Annotated in this window: 12 protein-coding genes and 1 pseudogene; 5 read left to right on the top strand and 8 right to left on the bottom strand. The window is 73.9% G+C overall.

What is annotated here, in order from left to right:
• From ACWEVO_RS11625 to ACWEVO_RS11605, 5 genes and pseudogenes are all read right to left on the bottom strand, one after another.
• A partial coding sequence (locus ACWEVO_RS11625) for a baseplate J/gp47 family protein (protein ID WP_452307482.1) occupies positions 1-745 on the bottom strand: 745 nt, incomplete at its 3' end.
• Positions 742-1,185, bottom strand: a complete 444-nt coding sequence (locus tag ACWEVO_RS11620; RefSeq protein WP_452307481.1) for a GPW/gp25 family protein — start codon at positions 1,183-1,185, stop codon at positions 742-744. The genes ACWEVO_RS11625 and ACWEVO_RS11620, both read right to left, overlap by 4 nt.
• Positions 1,182-1,520: a hypothetical protein gene (locus ACWEVO_RS11615; RefSeq protein WP_452307483.1), complete on the bottom strand. Its 339-nt coding sequence runs from the start codon at positions 1,518-1,520 to the stop codon at positions 1,182-1,184. Before ACWEVO_RS11615 ends, ACWEVO_RS11620 begins: the two co-directional genes overlap by 4 nt.
• The gene (locus ACWEVO_RS11610; RefSeq protein ID WP_452307480.1) at positions 1,520-2,578 is read right to left on the bottom strand and encodes a phage baseplate assembly protein V; all 1,059 of its coding nucleotides are present in this window, start codon (positions 2,576-2,578) and stop codon (positions 1,520-1,522) included. The genes ACWEVO_RS11615 and ACWEVO_RS11610 overlap by 1 nt, the downstream gene beginning before the upstream one ends.
• Positions 2,579-2,621: 43 nt before the next feature.
• A pseudogene (locus tag ACWEVO_RS11605) lies at positions 2,622-3,863 on the bottom strand (HAD-IC family P-type ATPase); the annotation flags it as partial.
• 202 nt (positions 3,864-4,065) lie between these two features.
• Here ACWEVO_RS11605 and ACWEVO_RS11600 point away from each other — a divergent pair.
• Complete coding sequence (locus tag ACWEVO_RS11600; protein WP_452307479.1) at positions 4,066-4,812, top strand: hypothetical protein; 747 nt, start codon at positions 4,066-4,068, stop codon at positions 4,810-4,812.
• Positions 4,813-4,825: 13 nt separating this feature from the next.
• On the opposite strand, the gene ACWEVO_RS11595 is transcribed toward ACWEVO_RS11600, so the two are convergent.
• Together ACWEVO_RS11595 and ACWEVO_RS11590 are read right to left on the bottom strand one after the other, a co-directional pair.
• Positions 4,826-6,043 (bottom strand): ROK family transcriptional regulator, encoded by a 1,218-nt coding sequence (locus ACWEVO_RS11595; RefSeq protein ID WP_452307478.1) that lies wholly within the window; start codon positions 6,041-6,043, stop codon positions 4,826-4,828.
• Positions 6,044-6,276: 233 nt separating this feature from the next.
• Entirely contained in the window at positions 6,277-7,230 is a 954-nt protein-coding gene (locus ACWEVO_RS11590; protein ID WP_452307477.1) for an SDR family NAD(P)-dependent oxidoreductase, read from the bottom strand.
• A gap of 85 nt (positions 7,231-7,315) precedes the next feature.
• Here ACWEVO_RS11590 and ACWEVO_RS11585 point away from each other — a divergent pair, with 85 nt between their 5' ends.
• Positions 7,316-8,221, top strand: coding sequence for an AraC family transcriptional regulator (locus ACWEVO_RS11585; protein ID WP_452307476.1), 906 nt, complete (start codon positions 7,316-7,318; stop codon positions 8,219-8,221).
• Between the two features lie 28 nt (positions 8,222-8,249).
• Here ACWEVO_RS11585 and ACWEVO_RS11580 read toward each other — a convergent pair whose 3' ends face one another.
• The gene (locus ACWEVO_RS11580; protein WP_452307475.1) at positions 8,250-9,290 is read right to left on the bottom strand and encodes a LacI family DNA-binding transcriptional regulator; all 1,041 of its coding nucleotides are present in this window, start codon (positions 9,288-9,290) and stop codon (positions 8,250-8,252) included.
• Positions 9,291-9,565: 275 nt separating this feature from the next.
• Here ACWEVO_RS11580 and ACWEVO_RS11575 point away from each other — a divergent pair, with 275 nt between their 5' ends.
• The 3 genes from ACWEVO_RS11575 to ACWEVO_RS11565 all read left to right on the top strand — a co-directional run bounded on the left by ACWEVO_RS11575 (position 9,566) and on the right by ACWEVO_RS11565 (position 15,023).
• Entirely contained in the window at positions 9,566-10,516 is a 951-nt protein-coding gene (locus ACWEVO_RS11575) for a LamG-like jellyroll fold domain-containing protein (RefSeq protein ID WP_452307474.1), read from the top strand.
• 38 nt (positions 10,517-10,554) lie between these two features.
• Positions 10,555-12,663: a PQQ-dependent sugar dehydrogenase gene (locus tag ACWEVO_RS11570; RefSeq protein ID WP_452307473.1), complete on the top strand. Its 2,109-nt coding sequence runs from the start codon at positions 10,555-10,557 to the stop codon at positions 12,661-12,663.
• Positions 12,664-12,887: 224 nt separating this feature from the next.
• On the top strand, positions 12,888-15,023 hold the full coding sequence (locus ACWEVO_RS11565; protein WP_452307472.1) for a ThuA domain-containing protein: 2,136 nt from the start codon (positions 12,888-12,890) through the stop codon (positions 15,021-15,023).
• The last annotated feature ends 117 nt before the right edge of the window (positions 15,024-15,140 follow it).

Raw genomic sequence — 15,140 nt, 5'->3', positions numbered from 1 at the left:
CGACGCCCGGCCCGGACCCTTCGGGCGGCCGCAGGTCCAGCGCGGGCGCGAAGGTGACCACGCCGGAGGCGCGGTCGACCAGGTAGACCTTGGCCTGCGCGCCGACACCGGCGAAGCTGTCCACCGGCCGCCAGATCTCGTACGTGCGGCCCTCGTGCTCGCGGGCCGCCGCGCCCAGCTCCACCGAGCCCGCCGGCACCTCCACGCCGAGCAGCAGGTCCAGCGCCTCGGCGGTCCGCGCGAGGGGGGCCCGGGCCGCCCGGAACACCTGGCCGGCCTGGCCGGTGCCGGTGCCGAGCAGCTCCGCGTCGACCGGCTCGCAGTGGTGCATGCGTACCGTCACCTCGGTCTCCCCGGCGGGCAGCAGGGCCGGCTCGGTGGTGACGAAGACGACCGGCCGGGGGTCGGCGCCGCGGGCGGCGGCGACCCGGGTGCCGGCGGGGACGCGGACCGCGCCGCGGTCCGGGCCGGTCCGGCTGAACCGGACGTCCGCCCAGGCGGCGGTGGGTGGGTGCCGGCTAACCCCGAGCAGGTTGAGGAAGGCCACGTACGCCTTCTCCGGCAACTGGTTCAGCCGGTAGATCATCACCTCGGTGAGGTACGCGAACGCCTCCAGCAGGGCGATGCCCGGGTCGTGCGCGGAGAGGTCCGTCCACTCCGGGCAGGAGCGGCGGATCCGTTCCCGGGCCTCGGTGACCAGGTCGAGGAAGGCGCGGTCGTCGAGGTGCGGCACCGGCAGCGTCATGGCGTGGCCTCCTCGGTGGGGTCGTCCGGGGCGTCGTCGGGCAGCAGGTCGACGGAGAACACCAGCTGGCCCGGGGTGAGGCTGGCCCGCACCCGGTAGTCCAGCCGGATCACCAGCCGCCAGGGGTCGTCCGGGTCGGGCCCGGCGTCCACGTCGATCACCTCGACCCGCGGCTCCCACCGCCGGATGGCCTGCCGGACGTAGTGGATGGCCAGGCCGGCGGTGGTGTCGTCGTTGGGGGCGAAGACCAGCCGGTGCAGCCGGGAGCCGTACCCGGGGCGCATCAGCCGCTCCCCGGGCGTGGTGGACAGCAGCAGGAACAGCGCCTGGCGTACCGTCTCGTCGCCGTCGGTCATGGCGAGGCCGCCGGCGGCGGTCAGCGCGAGACCGCCGGTGCGACCGGCGTCGAAGCCGGCGCCGACGAAGCGGAAGGCCCTCATGCGTCCGCCCCCAGGAAGGTCTGCCGCGGGTCGCGGACGGTGTGGTGGACCAGACCGGGCGGGGTGCCGTCGGTGAGCCCGTCCAGGTTGGACAGCACCACCCGGTGCCGGTCCACCCGCACCCAGGCGCTGTAGCCGACGGTCACCTTCAGCGTCTTGGCGCAGGGCTTGATGGTCGGGCCGTAGTTCGGGCAGGCGGTGATGTCCCGCCCTTCCGGGTCGGCCTCGACCAGCACGGGCACGCCGGACACGGTCACCCACTGCTGCGAGGGGCGGTTGGCGACCCGGCCGTCGTGGTCGCAGGTGATCAGCGAGTCCCGGTGGATCCAGCGCATCAGCCACCTCCGTGGGCGCGGGCGAGGGAGCGGGCCTGGGCGGCGGCGGTGTCGGCGTCCTCGGCCGCCGTCGCCTGGAGGAAGTCGACGGTGCGGGCGCGGACCACCATGGCCCGGCCGGGCGCGGAGAGCACCAGGTCGCCGGCGGCGTGCACCGTGGTCAGCTCGGGGCGCAGCTCGACGAAGCTGCCGGCGTCGGTGGCCAGCCGCAGGGTGCGCCCGTCGTCGTCGATGACGATCGACTGGCCGGTGCCGGTCCGCATGGACCAGCGCCGGGACCGGCCCGCCACGATCCCCGCGTCGTACGGCTCGACCGCCCCGAACAGGGAGCCGAGCACGATGCCGGACGCCGGTTCCCCGCCGGGCAGCGCCACCAGCACGGTGTCCTGCGGGTCGGGCAGCGCGACGATGCCCTTGCCCCGGCCCGCGCCCGGGCAGAGCACCGCCAGCCAGCCCGCGTCCAGGTCCCCGTACGCGGGCAGGGTCACCCGGGCCCGGCCGAGCCGGTCCGGGTCGTCGACGTCGGTGACCGTGCCGAGGGTGACCGTGGCCGGGGCGGGCCCGGCGGCCGGCGGTGGTGGGGGCGGGACGGTGGAGAAGCGGGTCAGGTGGCCGTTGGCGTCGACGGTGTGCACCACCTCGGTGAGCACGTACACGCCGGCGAACGGGTCGGGCACGCCGGCCAGGTCGATCCGCCGGCCCGGGCGCAGCGCCGGATCGCCCGCGGCCGTGCCCTCGGCGGTGACCAGTGCGGCGACCCGGGCGTCCAGCCCGGCCTGGGCGAGGGCGGCGAGTTCGTCGTCGCTGCGTCCCGGCTGGTCCACGGCGGTACGGGCCCCGTCGGCGCCCACCCCGGCCGGGTCCGGGCGCAGCGGCACCCGCCGCCCGGAGCGGGCCGCGTCGGCCTGCTGGCGCAGCGGCTCGGCGCGCTGCGGGTGCCAGCCGAGCGCCACGCTGTCCCCGCCGGCCCGGTCGAGGTTCTCGGCGAGGCGCAGCGCGTGCACGGTGTCGCCGAGGGCCAGCGGGACCGGGTCGCCGTAGCCGTCGAGGGTGAGCAAACGGGTGCTCGGCGGTTCGCGGCCAGGCGGCTCGGGTGCGCTCCGGGTCCAGGCCGCAGCGGGCGGCGAAGGCGACCAGCGCCGCTTCGAGCGGGTCGCCGACGGCGGCCCACTCCGGCCGTTGCGGGGTGGGCGGGGCCAGCGTCGCGTCGTTGCACAGCAGCCCGGCCCGCGCCAGCCGGCGCAGCTCCTCCGGCCCGGTGACCGGCTGCCCGCGGTGGTGCACCGCGCCGTCCGGCGCGTACCCGCGGCCGGTGATGCCGTACCGGGATCCGTCGCGGGTGATGGCGTGCTGCACGGCCATCCGACCCTCGGTGAGGGTCCCGGTCTTGTCGGAGGCGATCACCGTGACCGAGCCGAGGGTCTCCACGGCGTGCAGCCGGCGGGGAATCGCCCGGGCGCCGGCCATCCGGCGGGCGCCGAGGGCGAGGGCGAGGGTGACCACGGCGGGCAGCGACTCGGGCACCGCCGCGACCACCAGGCTCACCGCGGTGACCGCCATGTCCACCACCGGCCGGCCGCCGAGCACGCCGATGATGAACACCAGGCCGGACAGGACCACCGCCGCGAGGCCGAGGACCCGGCCGAGGGAGGCCAGCCGGCGTTGCAGCGGGGTGGCGGCGGGTCGGGTGACGGCCACGAGGGCGCTGATCCGGCCAAGCGCGCTGGCCGCGCCGGTACGCGCGACCGTGCCGGTGGCCCGGCCGGTGGTGACCACCGTGCCCGCGCTGGCCTCGTCGCCGGCCCCCCGCGCGACCGGCACCGATTCGCCGGTCAGCGCCGACTCGTCCAGGTGCAGCCGGGCGGCGTCGATGAGCAGCAGGTCGGCGGGTATCACGTCACCGGCCTCGATGCGAACCAGGTCGCCCCGGACCAGATCCGCAGCGGGCAGGATGAGATCCCGGCCGTCGCGGACCACCCGCGCGGTCGGCGCGGCGAGCCGGTCCAACGCGGCGATCGCCCGGTCCGCCCGAACCTCCTGCACCACGCCGATTGCCGTGTTGACCAGCACCACCAGCACGATCACCGCGGTGTCCGGGTAGTCCCGCAGCACGGTGGTGACCACGGCGGCGGCCAGCAGCAGTGCGACGAGCGGATCGGTGAGCTGGCGCAGGATCCGGGTGGTGAGGTGCCGGCGGGGCGGCCGGGTGGCGACGTTCGGCCCGTCGGCGCTGAGCCGGGCCGCCGCCTGCGCGGAGCTGAGGCCGGTCACGGCCCCCGGCGCGACGCGACGCTCGGTCGGCGCGACGACCTCGGCCGTACCGGTCAACGGCTGTCTCGCCATCACGCTCCACCCCTCCCGGGCCGCGCCGCCGCGGCCTGGCCACACCTTCACGGTCGTTCATCCAGCCCGGGCCCACCAGTGAAGATCGGCACTGCGGACCGGGACCTACTGCCCGGCGATTCGGGTGTTCCTGGGATGGTCGTGCCCGGGCGTCCGCCGTGCCCGAGACGTTGATTGGCGGCCGGACGGGTACGCGGGGCGAATGGCCGAGCTGATCGAGGACGGTGACATCTACTTCCTCTACCGTCCCCGGGTCGAAGAGGAGCATGTGGGCTCCCTGGCCGAGGTGCAGCGGCTGCTGGTGGTGCTGCACCCGTGGCAGGGGCGGCACCTGCGGTTGCTCGTGGTGGGACGTAAGCGGATGCCCGACATCGGCGAGCACGACCGGTTCTGGGCGTTCGTCGACGAGGTGGTGGACCGGCCGGAGCAGTTGCACGAGACGCTGCGGGCCCGCCGGTACCGGACGCGGACGCGCGGCGGGCGGGAGCAGCCCCCGGCCCGGCCCGCGGCGGAGGGCGCGTACGTGATCGCCCGGCACGACGACCACACCCATCTGGCGTACGAACTCGAGCTGCCGGTGCGTCCCGGTGCGGCACAGCGCGACCTCGACATCGAGCCGGAGGCCAGCTACATCGTCACGGTCAAGAATCCGCGGGCGCCCTCGCCGCCCGGCGTCGGCCTCGACAGGGACCGCAAGGTCCGGCTGCCCGCCGCGCTGCAGGAGCGGTTCCACGGTCGCCGGTTCGCCCCACTCGACCCGCCCGGCTTCCTCGACCACCCGGGCACCGAGCTGGTGCTCATCGGCGCCGCCCACGACGCCTCCGCCGAGCTGCGGATCGACCTGGACGCGGAGGTGGAGCGGGCGGAGCGCAGCACGATCTTCGGTGACCTGCGGATCGGACGGCGGGAGCGCCCGGTCGAACCGTTGTTCACCGGTGAGTGGGCCTGAGCCCGAGCCGGCGCTACCGGTGCGCGGTGGCGGCGGTCGACGCCGGGGCGCCGGCGAGGACACCGAGCGGGTCGGCCAGCAGCGCGGAGAAGCCGAGTTCGGCGGCGCCGACCAGGGTGGCGTCGTCGCCGAGCACCGACGTGCGCAGCCGTACCCGTTCCTTGGCGACCGGCAGCACGTTGGCGGCGATGCGGGCGCGGACCGGTTCGGCCATGCCGGGGTACACGTCCCGCAGCATCCCGCCGAAGATGACGATGCCCGGGTTGAACAGGTTGATCAGGTTCGCCACGCCGATGCCGAGCCAGTCCCCGACGCGGTGCAGCGCGTCCCGGGCCACCGGGTCACCGCGGTCGGCGTCGGTCACCACGTCACGCAGCGCCTCCCGGCCGATCACGTCCGCGGGCCGGCCGGAGGCCTCCAGCAGGGCCCGCTCGCCGACCTCCGCCTCCAGGCAGCCGTGGGAGCCGCAGCCGCAGGGCCGCCCCTGGTAGGGATTGACCACCATGTGCCCGAGCTCGCAGCCGTAGCCGCCCTCGCCGTCGAGCAGGGTGCCGCCGACGATGATCCCGCCGCCCACGCCGACGTCGCCGTGCAGGTAGATCAGGTTCTGGAACCCGACGCCGGCGCCGCGCTGCTGCTCGGCCTGCGCCCCGAGGTGCGCCTCGTTGCCCACCGACACCGGCAGGCCGAGCCCGAGCCGGCGGCCGAGTTCGGCGCCGAAGGCCTGGTCCACCCACCCCATGTCCGGCCCGTACCGGACCATGCCGTCGCCCGGCCGGATCATCCCGCAGTACGACGCGCCGACGCCCACGCACACCGAGCCGGGCGGCGCCGCCTCGTGCAGCCGGCGGCCGAACTCGGCGAGCACCCGGACCACCCGGTCCAGGTCGGCGCCGGCCCGCGGGCGGGGCGCCTGCCGCCGGTCGAGGATGACACCGCCCAGCCCGACCCGGGCGGCGACCAGCCAGTCCACGGCGACGTCGAACGCCAGCACGTACGCCCGGGTGGCGTCGGGACGGACCACGAGCGACGGGCGTCCCGCGCGGCCGGTGTCGGCGGGTGTCTCCTCGTGGACCAGGCCCGCGGCGGTCAGTTCCCCGGTCAGCGCCATGACGGTGCTGCGGTTGACGCCCATCCGCTCGGCCAGCGCCGCGCGCGAGACGGAGCCGTCCAGGTGGACGTGCCGGAGCAGCCGGCCGAGGTTTCGCCGCCGGATCTCTTCCAGCACCACCTCGAACCTCCCGCGCGTCGCCCCTGCCGCATTCGTGGCTCCGATTATCCCGAAGCGCCGAACGGCCGCCGCAAGCTGCTCGGCGCGGGTGCGCTGGGGGTGCCTTCGACGTGTAACGCCGACGAGGGTACGCGGGCCGGCCACCGGGTTCGCGGCGATCGCCTCGGTGACCGGGTAGCCGGCTGCCGCGGCCGGGTCGAGGAAGACCGCCCGCGGCGGGGTTCGCTGCCGGCTCAGCGGGATGCCAGGGTCTGCTCCGCGTACGTCCAGAGCCGGTCGGCGGCCTGCGGGTCGACGGCGTGGGCGGCCACTCCGCCGGCGGCCTCCGGTCCGCCCGCCACGACCTCGGCCTCCTGGTTGTCGTCGAAGTACCGGCCGGTGACCCCGTCCAGCAGCGGCGACGCGGCGAGCAGCACGGAGGTCGCCGCACCCTGGGCGGGGGTCTTGAAGTAGGGCTGCTCGATGCGGTTTCCCGCCTCGTCCATCGCGCCGAACGCGCGTAGCGTGGCGTCGTCCATGTGGCGCTGCAGGTTGGTGGTGATGAAGCCGGGGTTGAGCGCGTTGGCGGTGATCCCGTCCGCGGCCCAGCGCCGGGCGATGCCCACCGCCAGCAGGACGGAGGCGGTCTTCGACCGGCCGTACGCCGCCCACGGGTCGTAGGGCTGCCGCGCGAACTGCGGGTCGCCGAAGTCGAACGCCTCGCGCAGGTGCGCCCCGGAGCTGACCACCACCACCCGGGCGGAGCCGGCGGCGCGCAGGCTGCGGGCGAGCGCGAAGTGGCCGAGGTAGTTGGTGGCCAGCTGCAGCTCCCAGCCCGCGTCGGTGAGCTGCCGGTTCGGCAGCGCCATGATCCCGGCGTTGGCGACCAGCGCGTGCAGCGGGCCCTGCCAGCCGGCGGCGAAGGCGCCGACCGAGGCCAGATCGGCCAGGTCCAGCGCGGCCGCCCGGACGCTTCCCCGGTCAGGACCGGCGAACTCGGCCACCAGGTCAGCGGCCTGGGCCGGGTCGCGGGTGGCCACGGTGACCTCGGCGCCCGCCCCGGCGAGGGCGCGGACGGTCTCCCGGCCGATGCCGGAGGCCCCGCCGGTGACGATCATCCGGCGGCCGGTGAGGTCGACGCCGGCCAGGATCTCGGCAGCGGTGGTCCGGGCGTGGAAGGGCGTCGCCAGGCGTGTGGTGTCTGTCATGGCACCCACGCTACGGAGGATAGCCTTGGACCATCCCTAGTTTGATGTCCGGAGTTCTTGAGCAATCGTCCACCGGGAGGTGTCCGTGGATCCCCTCGAGGACGTGGTCGCGCTGCTCGGCGCGACCGGTCACGTCTCGGCCACCCTGGTGGCCGGCGGGCGGTGGGCGGTCAGCTTCCCGCCGCCGGCCGGGGTCAAGTTCAACGCCGTACGGCGGGGCCGCTGCCTGCTGCGGGTGGACCAGGCGGCCGATCCCGTGGAGCTGGCCGAGGGCGACTGCTATCTGCTGACCCGGCCGCTGCCGTACACCCTCGCCGGCGACATCGACGTGCCGCCGGAGACGGCGGCGCCGATCTTCGCCGCCGCCGTCGACGGGGTGGCCCGCGCCGGCACCGGCGACGAGGTGGTCCTCATCGGCGGCGCGTTCGCCTTCACCGAACGCGCCCGCGCCCTGCTGCTGGACAGCCTGCCGCCGGTCATCCACGTGCCCGCCGCCCTGCCCGAGGCGGCGGCCCTGCACCGGGCCGTGCTCGAGATCGACGCCGAACTGCGGGAGGGCCGACCCGGGGCGACCCTCGTCGCCGAGCACCTGGCCCTGGTCATGCTGATCCGGGTCCTTCGCCTGCACCTCGAGCAGGGGCACCCCGCGGGCTGGTTGGCAGGCCTCGCGGATCCGGTGGTCGGCCCGGCGCTGCGGGCGATGCACGCCCGCCCGGCGCACCGGTGGACGGTGGCGCAGCTGGCCCGGACGGCCGCGGTGTCCCGCTCCACCCTGGCCGCGCGGTTCCGGGCCGTCGTCGGCCGTGGGCCGCTGGACTACCTCACCGCCTGGCGGGTCGAGCTGGCCGCCGATCGCATCCGGCACGGTGGGGACACCCTCGCCACCATCGCCCGCGGCGTCGGGTACGGCTCGGAGAGCGCCCTCAGCGTCGCCTTCAAGCGCGTCACCGGCCGCACCCCGGGCGCCTACCGCCGGGGCGTCACGACCTGACGGCCGGTCCACCCGCGGCCGGCGCGGCTCAGCTCTCGCTTGTCGGGGCGGGGCCGGTCGAGTCGCGGACGATCAGCGTGTGGCCGGTGGAGCGCCGCCGGGGGCGGGTCGCCCGCGGCTTGAGCGCGAGCTGCAGCGCCATCCGCCCCATCTCGGTCATCGGCAACCGGACGGTGGTCAGGCTGGGTGCCAGGTCGGCGGCGACCGAGACGTCGTCGAAGCCGACCACCGACATGCGTTCGGGCACCGGGATGCGCCGCGCGCGCAGGATGGACAGAACGCCAATGGCCATCGCGTCGTTGAGCGCGATGATCGCGGTGCTGTCCGGGTGCTGGTGCAGGATCCGTTCGGCGGCGACCCGGCCACCGTCGCGGGTGAAGTCGGAGTGGACGACGGGCAGTGTGTCGAGGGCGAGGCCGTGCGCGGTGAGCGCGGCGGCGACGCCGGCGAGCCGGTCGGCCACGGTGGTCAGTCCCGGGGTGCCGGCGGCGACGGCGATCCGCCGGTGGCCGAGGGCCAGCAGGTGCTCACCGATGGCCCGCCCGCCGGCCTCGTTGTCGGGTACGACGGCGTCGACGCCGAGGGCGTGCCGGCCGATGACGGCGACCCGGCCACCGGCACGCTGGAACCCGGCCAGCTCGGTACGCGCCTCGGTCTCCACCCGGGCGTCGTTGTAGCCGGAGCCGGCGATCACGATGATGCCGACCCGCTGCGCGATGAGGTTCCGCAGTTGCCGTAGCTCGTGGTGCGGGTCCCGCCCGGAGTGGGCGATCTGGACCAGCAGCCCCTGGGCGGCGGCGACCTCGATGACCCCGCTGGCGATCTCGGAGAAGTACGGGTCGTCGATCTGGTGGACGATCAGGCCGACGGTGGAGCTGGCGCCGCCGGCGAGGTTGCGGGCGTACGGGTTGGCGACGTATCCCAGCTCGCGGGAGACCCGCCGGACGTGCTCGGCGACCTCTTCGCTGACGCCCTCGCGGCCGGCGAGGGCCCGGGAGGCGGTCGCCAGCGAGACGCCGGCGCGTTCCGCCACGTCGGCGAGGCGTAGCCGGGGGCCGGGTCTGGGCATCGCTCACTCCTGGGCACATTGATCCGCGCCGCGCTCTTGCCTGTGGCGTGAGGCACAGCATAGGCTACGAAAGCGCTTACGTAAGCGCTTACGTACACGCTGTGCCGCTGTCCGGCCACCGCCTGGCGAGCCTCACTTCGGCCGCCCGGTGGCCGGTCGGCCGACCGTCCCGCCGGGACAGACCCCAACTCCACGCGAACCCAGGGCATCACCACGACCGTCCTGAAAGCGCTTTCGTGAGCCCATCGCGCACCGACGAAGGGAGCACCACCACCATGAGGAGATCCGCCCGAGCCGCCGCCGCGGCCACCGGCCTGCTCGCCCTGGCCCTGACCGCGGGGGTGACCCCCGCCCAGGCCGACCGGCCCGGCCCGTACGACGTGCACCCGGCACTGTGGTCGCACCTGGTCGCCATGTACGACTTCGACCACCCGGCGCCCGGCGACGCCGCCCTCGAACAGGACCAGGGCCGATCCGGCACCCAGATCGCGCTGGTCAACGGCGGCGCGGAGATGCGGGTCGCCGACGAGGCGTACAAGGGCAGCGGGAACGCCCTGCAGACCCGCCAGGTCAACCCGACGGTCGCCGGCAACGACGACTGGAAGGCCGGTGTCTTCTCGGCCACCGGCGTGCCGACCCTGAGCGCGTTCAGCAACGCCGAGGGCGCCACCGTCATGGGCTGGTTCAAGCGCGACATGGACGGCCCGGCGCTCAACTCCACCACCGCCAACCCGACCGACCGCTACAACGCGATCGGCCTGGCCGGGGTGCTGACCGGCGACTCCGACGGGCACGCCGTGCGCGCCCTGCTGGAGCTGATCGACGTCAACGGCGAGCTGCGCCTGGTCGCTCTCGGCCGGCGTCTCGACGGCGGTTCCTCGCAGACCTTCGCCGCCAGCGAGGACTGGCGCGACCTGCTGCCGAAGGGGGAGTGGGTGCACCTGGCCGCCACCTACGACTTCACCAACGGCACCATGGCGCTCTACCGCAACGGCGAGCCGGTGGAGGGCTTCTACACCACCGCGGGTGACCCGTGGAAGGTGAACGGGCCGGGCCCGCACGTCACCAGCGCGTCCCTGTCGCGCGGCATCAAGATCGGCGGGAGCTTCCCGCAGGACACCCTCGAGCGCAACCCGTGCGACTGCCGCATGGACGGCCTGATGTTCCTCGACAGCGTCATCCCGGCGGGTGACATCGCCAAGCAGTACCGCTACATGGCCCACTGACCATCCCTCGGCACCGTCCCACCGAGAAGGAGAACCGCGTGTTCATTCGCGCTGGCAGCCCCGGCCGGCTCCGCAGAGCCGCCCTGACCGCCGGAGTCGCTGCCGCCACCCTCGTCCTGTCCACCCTGGTCGCCGGTCCCGCCCGGGCCGCCGGCGCCGTCTACGACCCGATCCCCGAGACGCCGACGCAGTCGGAGCTCGGGCTGGTCCTGCAGGAGTACACCAGCTTTCCGCAGTCCACCCCGAACCCGGCCCCGGTGGACAACCGGCTGGTCCGCAAGGCCCGGATCAACACCATCAACGAGCTGCCCGACGGCTCCGGCCGCCGCGCGGTGCCGGACCTCAACGGCAACCTCTACTTCGTCGAGAACGGCGTCCCGCACGTCTACCTCGACGTGGCCGCGACGTTCGCGCCGGCGTTCTTCTCCGGCCGCGGCCTCGGCCAGGGCTTCGGGTACGTCGCGTTCCACCCGGACTTCGCGCACAACGGCCGCTTCTACACCATCCACACCGAACAGGCGTCGCTGGCCACCCGCACCCCGGACTACGCCCAGCCGAACACCATCTACCAGGCCGTGATCAGCGAGTGGACGGCCACCGACCCGGCCGCCGACACGTTCTCCGGCACCCACCGGGAGGTGCTGCGGATCGGCTTCGGCGGCCAGATCCACGGCGTCCAGGAGATCAACTTCAACCCGACCGCGGAGCCGGGCGACAGCGACTACGGCATGCTCTACCTCGCGGTCGGCGACGGCGGCCAGGGCTACCGCAACGGTGACCCGCAGAACATGGGCATGCCGCACGGCAAGCTGCTGCGCATCGACCCGCGCGGCACCAACGCGCCCAACGGCCGGTACGGCATCCCCGCGGACAACCCGTTCGTCGGCAAGGCCGGCGCGCTCGGCGAGATCTACGCGGTGGGCTTCCGCGACCCGCACCGGTTCAGCTGGGACCAGGCCACCGGCCGGATGTTCCTCGGCCACATCGGCGAGCACGCCGTCGAGTCGATCTACGAGGTCGAGGCCGGGGACAACTTCGGCTGGAGCGAGCGCGAGGGCTCCTGGGTCTTCGACAAGACCGCGACCAACCCCTGCGACAAGCTCTACCCGCTGCCGGCCGACGACGCGAAGTACGGCTACACGTACCCGGTCGCCGCGTACGACCACGACCCGGCCCCGGGCTGGAACTGCACCTCGGACGTCGGGGTCGCGGTGGCCGGCGGGTTCGTCTACCGCGGCCACACCCTGCCGGCCCTGATCGGCAAGTACGTCTTCGGTGACCTGGTCGAGGGTCGGGTCCTCTACACCGAGGCCAACGAGATGCGCCGCGGCGCCGGGCTCGCTCCGATCCACCCGCTCGCCCAGTACACCACCACCGGTGACCTGGTCCGCATGCGGGACCTGTCCAGCCCGGGCGCGCCCGGCGACCCGAACCGGGTGGACCTGCGCTTCGGCACCGACGCGGCCGGTGAGATCTACCTCGTGGCCAAGGCCAACGGCAAGATCTGGAAGGTCGTCGGCACGAAGAAGGTGGCGGAGGGCGACGTGGGGCACACCAAGGTGGTGCACACCGGTGGCGCCGACAACTGGACGCCGGTGACCCCGTCGAAGTGGCAGTTCGACGGTGACCAGGTGATCCTCGCCGAGGCCGGCGTCAGCCGCCCCGGCCCGCGCCGGCCGTTCGAGTACGCCCTGTTGAACAAGGGCCCGGCCGCCTGGTCGTCGGTCCAGATCGACGCCCGGGTACGCCTGGACACGCCGGTGGAGGTCACCAACCGGGACGTGATCATCGTCTTCGGCTGGCAGTCGGACACGCAGTACTACTACGCGCACCTGTCGACCGACAACACGATCTACCCGCACAACGGCATCTTCAAGGTCAACAATGCCGACCGGGAGCGCATCGACCAGCAGTGGAACGGCCGCTCCCGTGGCGCCAACCCGGCGATCACCGACGCGGACTGGCACAAGGTGCGGGTCGTGCACCTGCCCGCCACCGGCGAGATCGCCGTCTACGTCGACGGGCACAAGGATCCGCTGCTGACCGCGAAGGACACCACCTTCACCTCGGGTCGGGTGGGCTTCGGCTCGTTCGACAACATCGGTCGTACCCGTCTGTTCACGGTGACCGGCACGCCGGCCGCCTGACGAACGACCCCGCACGGGGCGGCGGCCGGTTGGCCGCCGCCCCGTTCGCTGTCCTGCCGAGACTTCCGGGTTGAACGCTCACAACTTTTGATGATTCATTTCAAAGTTTCGTAGCGATGCATCTAGCTTCCTGCTGTTGCCGGCGATAGCCTCTCGCCATCGCGTCCGCTTTGGCTCGCCGAGATCCGCCTCCACTTCCCCCGCCGGAACTGGAAAGGAACCGCATGTCCAGCCATCACCTGCCGGCAACAACCCTCAGCGCACACCCGTCCCGCCGATCGGGCAGAGCCGCCCGCCGGCGACTGCTGCGCTTCCTGCTCGCCGCCGTCCTACCCGCCGCGTCGCTGTCCGTCGGCTCACTCGCCGTCGGCACCCCGGCCTGGGCCGCGCCCACCAGCGCACCGGCCGTCCTCACCCCGACCGCCCCGACCGGCACCAACAGCTACTACCGGGGCCCGGTCACCCTGAACCTCTCCGCCACCGACACCGTCAACGGGGTCCAGCGCCTGGAATACCGGCTCGGCAACACCGCGCCGTTCCAGACCGCGGCGGCCGCGCCCGCCCCGTACCCCGCCACCCTGGCCGGCTCGGTGCAGATCACCCAGCAGGGCACCACCACCGTCGGCTACCGGGCCGTCGGCGGCGACGGCTCGGTGGAGTCCGTCCGCACCATCACCGTCCGGATCGACACCGTCGCCCCGGTGGTCAGCTGGCCGGGCATCGTCGACGGGCACGTCGGCCACACCGCCACGCTCATCCCCACCCGGACCGATCCCGCGCCCGGCTCCGGCGGCGTCTTCATCCATCGCATGTGGCTCGACGGCACCGAGGTCACCCCGCTGCCCGTCACCACCTCCACCCTGGCCACCGGCGGGCACACCGTCAGCGTGGTGGCCAGCGACGCGGCCGGCAACGCCGCCCGGTTCGACCAGGCGTTCGTGGTCACCACGTCCTTCGCCGACCTCGACACCCTCATCGCCGGCTACGTCACCAGCGGCGCCCTCGACGCCGACGCCGGCGACAGCCTGCGCGCCACCCTGACGCAGGCGGCCGACCTGGCCGAGACGGGCGACAACGCCGGCGCCGCCACCCTGCTCAACCAGTTCGTGGCCGCCGCGCAGCGCGCCACCGAACCCGGAGCGACCCGGGACACCCTGGTCGGCGACGCCCGCTACCTGAAGCAGCAGGTCACCGGCACGCTCCCGGCGGACCCGCCGACCGGCATGACGGTCACCCCGGCCACCGGACCCAACCCGATCCCCGCCGCCACGCCGCTCGCGGCCTCCACCAACTACCCCGACGCCAGCTACCGGGTGCTCTACTTCTCGGCCACCAAGGGCTTCCGCCACGACCACATCCCGGACACCGCCCTGCTCGTGCAGCAACTGGGCAAGCAATACGGCTTCGACGTCGACATCTGGGACCCGCGGCTGGCCCCCAACTCGCTGACGAGCACGCCGTTCACCTCCGGCGCCGACCTGGCGAAGTACAAGACCATCATCTTCTCCTCGCCGGTGGACGGCACCAACCCCAACAGCGCGCCCGACGCGGACGCCCTCAACGCCAGCGAGCTGGCCGCCTTCAAGGAGTACATCCAGGCCGGCGGCGGCTACCTCGGGCTGCACGGGGCATCCGACGCGATCCACAACGTGCCCTGGTACCGCGACCTGGTCGGAGCCTGGTTCACCAACCACCCGGGCGGCCAGAACGGCGAAGGCACCTGCGGTAGCTGCATCAACGTCCGGGTCAACACCGAGGACCCGGCCAACGCGGCCGTCGCGCACCTGCCGAAGACCTGGCTCACCATCGACGAGCTGTACAACTTCGACCACAACCCGCGCGCCGAGGTGCACACGCTGCTGAGCCTCGACGAGTCGTCGTACCAGCGCAGCCTCAACAGTGGCAACGCCGCCACCAACCCCCTGCGGCTCATGAACGGCGACCACCCGATCGCCTGGTGCCAGGAGTACGACGGCGGACGGGAGTTCTCCCTCATCCTCGGCCACGACCGGGCGCAGTACTACCGCGACCCGTTCACCCGGATCCTGCTGGCCGGCATCCACTGGACCGCCGACCAGACCGAGGCGAACTGCTCCACCTACCGCCAGACCCGGACGCTGATCACCGCCGGCGCCACCGACGGTGCCCTGGACCCCGCGTCGGCCGAGGCCGCCTCCGCGCTGCTCGACGACGCCCAGGCCGCCTACCTCGCCAAGGACTACAACAGCGCCACCACCTCGCTCAACCGGATCATCGCGATCGCCGGTAACCCCGCCGCCGGCACCAAGGCGGCGCGTACCGAACTCGACCGCCAGGCCCGCCAGTTGCGCGACTGGATGCTCACCCTGAAGCAGTCCTGACCACCCCGTTGCCGCCGGCCCCCCCCCCGGGGCGGGGCGACCCCCGGGGGACCCCACCCCCCGCCCCGGGGGGGTGGGCCGACACGCCGGGGTGGGGGCCGGCGGGCGGGGCGCCCC

Source organism: Micromonospora sp. NPDC003776 (assembly GCF_053605645.1).
The sequence above is the reverse complement of the archived record's forward strand: the minus strand, read 5'-3'. Positions and strand labels throughout refer to the sequence as shown.

Coding starts and splice junctions, on each gene's coding strand:
- ACWEVO_RS11620 (WP_452307481.1), bottom strand. CDS start 1,185: ATGAGGGCCTTCCGCTTCGTCGGCGCCGGCTTCGACGCCGGTCGCACC.
- ACWEVO_RS11615 (WP_452307483.1), bottom strand. CDS start 1,520: ATGCGCTGGATCCACCGGGACTCGCTGATCACCTGCGACCACGACGGC.
- ACWEVO_RS11600 (WP_452307479.1), top strand. CDS start 4,066: ATGGCCGAGCTGATCGAGGACGGTGACATCTACTTCCTCTACCGTCCC.
- ACWEVO_RS11590 (WP_452307477.1), bottom strand. CDS start 7,230: ATGACAGACACCACACGCCTGGCGACGCCCTTCCACGCCCGGACCACC.
- ACWEVO_RS11580 (WP_452307475.1), bottom strand. CDS start 9,290: ATGCCCAGACCCGGCCCCCGGCTACGCCTCGCCGACGTGGCGGAACGC.
- ACWEVO_RS11575 (WP_452307474.1), top strand. CDS start 9,566: ATGAGGAGATCCGCCCGAGCCGCCGCCGCGGCCACCGGCCTGCTCGCC.
- ACWEVO_RS11565 (WP_452307472.1), top strand. CDS start 12,888: ATGTCCAGCCATCACCTGCCGGCAACAACCCTCAGCGCACACCCGTCC.